The sequence below is a fragment of the Escherichia sp. E1130 genome, assembly GCF_005781065.1.
Lineage (GTDB): Bacteria > Pseudomonadota > Gammaproteobacteria > Enterobacterales > Enterobacteriaceae > Escherichia.
Map to the genome: position 1 here is coordinate 1 of NZ_VATL01000026.1, position 5594 is coordinate 5594.

Genomic DNA, 5594 nt, shown 5'->3' on the forward strand with positions numbered 1-5594 from the left:
CTTTCCTCTTTCAGAGTCAAGCGTTTATTTTCGCTTTTCTCTGCCGGAATTCTCAGGAGAATCCCGCTGACCCGGCGGCGTGTTTGCCGTTGTTCCGTGTCAGTGGTGGCGCATTATAGGGAGTTATTCTGAAGAGACAAGCGGAAAATATAAAAAATTTATCGTTCGTTCAATTCTTAAGCGAAACACCTTAAAAACGACCATTTCCGGTTGGAAATTAGACAAAAAGCGAGCCCCGAAGGGCTCGCTTTTCTTATTTACTGGACGGCGACAATCCGGTCTTCATTAACTTCCAGGCGAATAACTTTACCCGGAACCAATTCACCAGACAGTATTTGCTGTGCCAGCGGGTTTTCGATCTGCTGCTGGATTGCACGTTTCAGAGGACGTGCACCATAGACCGGATCGTAACCGTTCTCGCTCAGCAGTTTCAGCGCCTCGTCAGAAATGTGGATTTCATAACCACGTTCTTCCAGACGTTTGTACAGACGTTTCAACTGAATCTGCGCAATCGACGCAATGTGCTGTTCACCCAGCGGATGGAAGACCACCACTTCATCGATACGGTTAATGAATTCCGGACGGAAGTTATGGCTTACCACACCGAGCACCAGCTCTTTCATGTGCGCATAATCCAGTTCACCGAAGCGTTCCTGAATCAAATCGGAACCGAGGTTAGAGGTCATAATGACAACCGTATTACGGAAGTCGACCGTTCTCCCCTGCCCGTCAGTCAGACGCCCATCATCCAGTACCTGCAACAGAATGTTGAAGACATCCGGATGCGCTTTTTCCACTTCATCCAGCAGGATGACGGAATACGGACGACGACGCACCGCTTCGGTCAGGTAGCCACCTTCTTCATAACCGACATATCCCGGAGGCGCACCAACCAGACGAGACACCGAGTGTTTCTCCATAAACTCGGACATATCGATACGGACCATCGCCTCGTCGCTATCAAACATAAAGTTCGCCAGCGCCTTACAAAGTTCAGTTTTACCCACACCAGTTGGGCCGAGGAACAGGAATGAACCAATCGGGCGATTTGGATCCGCCAGCCCCGCACGGCTACGACGAATAGCGTTAGATACCGCATCAACCGCTTCGTTCTGACCAATAACGCGCTGGTGCAGTTCTTGTTCCATACGCAGCAGTTTTTCGCGCTCGCTTTCCATCATGCGAGAAACCGGAATCCCCGTCCAACGCGCCAGCACTTCAGCAATTTCGGCGTCGGTCACTTTATTACGCAACAGACGCATAGTTTTACCTTCGAGCTGCGTTGCGGCTTCCAGTTGCTTTTCCAGTTCCGGGATTTTGCCGTATTGCAGTTCAGACATCCGCGCCAGGTCACCTACACGGCGAGCCTGTTCAATGGCGATTTTTGCCTGCTCCAGTTCCGCTTTAATGGTCTGCGTACCAGAGAGCGACGCTTTCTCTGCTTTCCACTCTTCTTCTAACTCGGAGTACTGACGTTCTTTGTCGCTCAGTTCTTCGTTGAGCATATCCAGGCGTTTTTTACTGGCTTCATCAGACTCTTTCATTAACGCCTGTTGTTCCAGTTTGAGCTGGATGATACGACGATCGAGTCGGTCGAGTTCTTCCGGTTTTGAGTCAATCTGCATACGAATGCTGGATGCTGCTTCATCGATCAGGTCGATGGCTTTATCCGGCAGCTGACGGTCAGCAATGTAGCGATGAGACAATGTCGCCGCTGCAACAATTGCCGGGTCTGTAATTTGCACATGGTGGTGCAGTTCGTAACGTTCTTTCAGGCCACGCAAAATCGCAATGGTGTCTTCAACAGAAGGTTCTGCAACAAACACTTTCTGGAAGCGACGTTCTAGCGCAGCATCTTTTTCGATGTACTGGCGATATTCGTCCAGCGTCGTGGCCCCCACGCAGTGCAGCTCACCACGTGCCAGTGCCGGTTTCAGCATATTCCCGGCGTCCATTGCGCCATCGGCTTTACCTGCGCCAACCATAGTATGTAATTCGTCGATAAACAGGATGACGTTGCCTTCCTGTTTGGAGAGATCGTTAAGCACGCCTTTTAAACGTTCTTCAAACTCACCGCGATATTTCGCCCCAGCCACCAGCGCGCCCATATCCAGCGCCAGTACGCGGCGGCCTTTCAGCCCTTCCGGCACTTCACCATTAATAATACGCTGCGCCAGACCTTCAACGATGGCAGTTTTACCAACACCAGGCTCACCAATCAGCACCGGGTTATTTTTAGTACGACGTTGCAGTACCTGAATGGTACGGCGAATTTCTTCATCACGACCAATCACCGGATCGAGTTTGCCTTGTTCGGCTCGTTCGGTAAGGTCGATGGTGTATTTTTTCAAAGCCTGACGTTGGTCTTCAGCTCCTTGATCATTCACGCTTTCACCTCCGCGCATTTGTTCAATCGCTTGAGTAATGTTGGCGGTGGTCGCCCCTGCTGCTTTCAGGATATCGGCCAGCGTGCCGCGAGACTCAAGTGCCGCCAGAACGAACAGTTCTGACGAGATAAAGTTATCACCACGTTTTTGCGCCAGCTTGTCGCAAAGATTAAGAACGCGCACCAGATCCTGTGATGGCTGGACATCGCCACCTGTACCTTCAACCTGTGGTAAACGGTTTAATGCCTGAGTGATATCTGTGCGCAACTGGCCAGCATTGATGCCAGCAGATGTTAATAAAGGACTAACCGAACCCCCTTCCTGATTCAGCAGGGCGCTCATTAAATGAAGTGGTTCGATGAATTGGTTGTCGTGCCCGAGTGCAAGTGATTGGGCATCGGCAAGAGCAAGCTGGAATTTATTAGTAAGACGATCCAGACGCATAACTCCTCCCATAACGGATCAAAGTTGCTACTGGAGATTAAATGAGGTCATCCCTCAATTATTCAAGGTTATTGACCAGATTAATGTGAAAAGAAAATCACGCGTACCGGATCGTCTTGATTCTTTAGGTTATATCAGCCAAATGAAACTTGCCATACGACCGGTGATCTTGTCGCGACGATAAGAGAAGAAAGTCTCATTTTCCGTATATGTACAACGGTCGCCGCCGAAAATTTGCTCAACACCAACGCTCGCCAGACGCTGTCGGGCAAGCTGATAAATATCCGCCAGATACTTATCACCATGCTGAATGAAAGCTGTACTCGCGTTGGCGTCTACTTCCATAAACGCCTCGCGAACCTCCGGCCCCACTTCAAACGCGCGTGGACCGATTGCCGGCCCCAACCAGGCAAGAATGTTTTCGGGCTTATCGGCAAAGCAGGAAACCGTCTCTTCCAGCACGCCTGCGCACAGTCCACGCCAGCCAGCATGGGCAGCCGCGACTTCCGTTCCTGCCCGATTGCAAAACAGCACAGGCAGGCAATCGGCTGTCATTACGGCACAAACCGTGCCGGGTGTGTTGCTATACGAGGCATCCGCCCGTTTTGAGGTATAAGGTTCGCCAGTAAGCTTAAGCACATCTTTACCGTGTACCTGCTCAAGCCAGACCGGTTTTGAAGGCAAATTACCCGCAGCAAAAAGCCGCTTGCGATTTTCCTCGACGTGCTCCGGGTTATCACCACAATGAGCACCGAGGTTGAGCGAGTCGTAGGGCGGCAAGCTCACGCCGCCGACACGGGTAGAGCTACAGGCCGCAACACCTTTTGGCAGCGGCCACTGCGGGACAATCAGCTTACTCATAACCAGTCCACTTCATCCTTATGCTCTTCGAAATCGGCGCGCATCACCTCAATCAGCTCCACCATATCTTGTGGAATAGGCGCATGCCATTCCATTTCAATGCCGGAGATCGGGTGATAAAGACGCAGCATGGTTGCATGAAGCGCCTGACGATCAAACTTACGCAGCGTGGAGATAAACGCTTCCGAAGCACCTTTTGGCGGACGCGGACGGCCACCATAAACCGGATCGCCCACCAGCGGATGGGTTATATGGGCCATATGCACGCGGATCTGGTGCGTACGTCCAGTTTCCAGACGCAGCCGCAGACGCGTGTGCACACGGAAGTGTTCCATAATGCGATAGTGAGTGACCGCCGGTTTGCCCATCGGATGCACCGCCATATGAGTTCGTTTGGTCGGATGGCGACTGATTGGCTCGTCCACCGTGCCACCAGCAGTCATATGACCAATTGCTACCGCTTCATACTCACGAGTAATTTCACGTCGTTGCAGAGATTCCACCAGGCGCGTCTGGGCTGGAACGGTTTTTGCCACAACCATGAGGCCAGTGGTGTCTTTATCCAGACGATGGACAATACCCGCACGCGGTACATCGGCAATGGGCGGATAGTAATGAAGCAACGCATTCAATACCGTGCCATCCGGGTTACCCGCGCCAGGATGTACCACCAGGTCGCGCGGTTTATTAATGACGATAATGTCTTCATCTTCATAGACGATATCCAGCGGGATATCCTGCGGTTCAAAACGCGCTTCTTCTTCAATCTCGGCGTTGATGGCCACCAGCTCGCCACCCAATACTTTTTCTTTCGGCTTATCACAAACTTTGCCGTTAACCAGCACGCGCTGGTCGAGGATCCATTCTTTTATTCGCGAACGTGAATAATCCGGGAACATTTCGGCTAAAGCCTGATCTAAGCGTTGACCGAGTTGGTTTTCGGACACTGTTGCAGTGAGTTCTACTCGTTGTGCCATATATACTGCTTCTTCGTTTATCGTTGGGGTTTTACGGCTTTGCCGTTTAATATAGTGTGCTATTGTAGCTGGTCTTAACCGGGAGCAGGAACAGAGAATCTCCCGTATTACATTTTGAGGAAAGTCAAAACGTCATGACGCGCATGAAATATCTGGTGGCAGCCGCCACACTAAGCCTGTTTTTGGCGGGTTGCTCGGGGTCAAAGGAAGAAGTACCTGATAATCCGCCAAATGAAATTTACGCGACTGCACAACAAAAGCTGCAGGACGGTAACTGGAGACAGGCAATAACGCAACTGGAAGCGTTAGATAATCGCTATCCGTTTGGTCCGTATTCGCAGCAGGTGCAGCTGGATCTCATCTACGCCTACTATAAAAACGCCGATCTGCCGTTAGCACAGGCTGCCATCGATCGTTTTATTCGCCTCAACCCGACCCATCCGAATATCGATTATGTCATGTACATGCGTGGCCTGACCAATATGGCGCTGGATGACAGTGCGCTGCAAGGGTTCTTTGGCGTTGACCGTAGCGATCGCGATCCTCAACATGCTCGAGCTGCATTTAGTGACTTTTCCAAACTGGTGCGCGGCTATCCAAACAGCCAGTACACCACTGATGCAACCAAACGTCTGGTGTTCCTGAAAGATCGTCTGGCGAAATATGAATACTCCGTTGCAGAGTACTACACCGAACGTGGCGCATGGGTTGCCGTCGTCAACCGCGTCGAAGGCATGCTGCGTGACTACCCGGATACCCAGGCTACGCGTGATGCGCTGCCGCTGATGGAAAATGCTTACCGCCAGATGCAGATGAACGCTCAGGCTGAAAAAGTCGCGAAAATTATTGCCGCTAACAGCAGCAACACTTAACTGGTGTGATATACGCAAAACGGCAGCCCTGGAGCTGTAATGCCAGTCAGTTA

Annotated in this window: 4 protein-coding genes; 1 reads left to right on the plus strand and 3 read right to left on the minus strand. The window is 51.3% G+C overall.

What is annotated here, in order from left to right:
- Window positions 1–257: 257 nt before the first annotated feature.
- From clpB to rluD, 3 genes are all read right to left on the minus strand, one after another.
- Window positions 258–2831 (minus strand): ATP-dependent chaperone ClpB, encoded by a 2574-nt coding sequence (clpB, locus tag FEK66_RS21140; protein WP_130259644.1) that lies wholly within the window; start codon window positions 2829–2831, stop codon window positions 258–260.
- 129 nt (window positions 2832–2960) lie between these two features.
- Entirely contained in the window at window positions 2961–3692 is a 732-nt protein-coding gene (gene yfiH, locus FEK66_RS21145) for a purine nucleoside phosphorylase YfiH (RefSeq protein WP_130208157.1), read from the minus strand.
- Window positions 3689–4669 (minus strand): 23S rRNA pseudouridine(1911/1915/1917) synthase RluD, encoded by a 981-nt coding sequence (rluD, locus tag FEK66_RS21150; RefSeq protein ID WP_115438707.1) that lies wholly within the window; start codon window positions 4667–4669, stop codon window positions 3689–3691. The genes yfiH and rluD overlap by 4 nt, the downstream gene beginning before the upstream one ends.
- 134 nt (window positions 4670–4803) lie before the next feature.
- Here rluD and bamD point away from each other — a divergent pair, with 134 nt between their 5' ends.
- Window positions 4804–5541: an outer membrane protein assembly factor BamD gene (gene bamD, locus FEK66_RS21155; protein WP_000197686.1), complete on the plus strand. Its 738-nt coding sequence runs from the start codon at window positions 4804–4806 to the stop codon at window positions 5539–5541.
- Window positions 5542–5594: the final 53 nt, after the last annotated feature.

What these genes read in the sequence shown, in the direction of transcription:
- clpB (WP_130259644.1), bottom strand. Translation starts at nt 2,831, where the DNA reads ATGCGTCTGGATCGTCTTACTAATAAATTCCAGCTTGCTCTTGCCGAT.
- yfiH (WP_130208157.1), bottom strand. Translation starts at nt 3,692, where the DNA reads ATGAGTAAGCTGATTGTCCCGCAGTGGCCGCTGCCAAAAGGTGTTGCG.
- rluD (WP_115438707.1), bottom strand. Translation starts at nt 4,669, where the DNA reads ATGGCACAACGAGTAGAACTCACTGCAACAGTGTCCGAAAACCAACTC.
- bamD (WP_000197686.1), top strand. Translation starts at nt 4,804, where the DNA reads ATGACGCGCATGAAATATCTGGTGGCAGCCGCCACACTAAGCCTGTTT.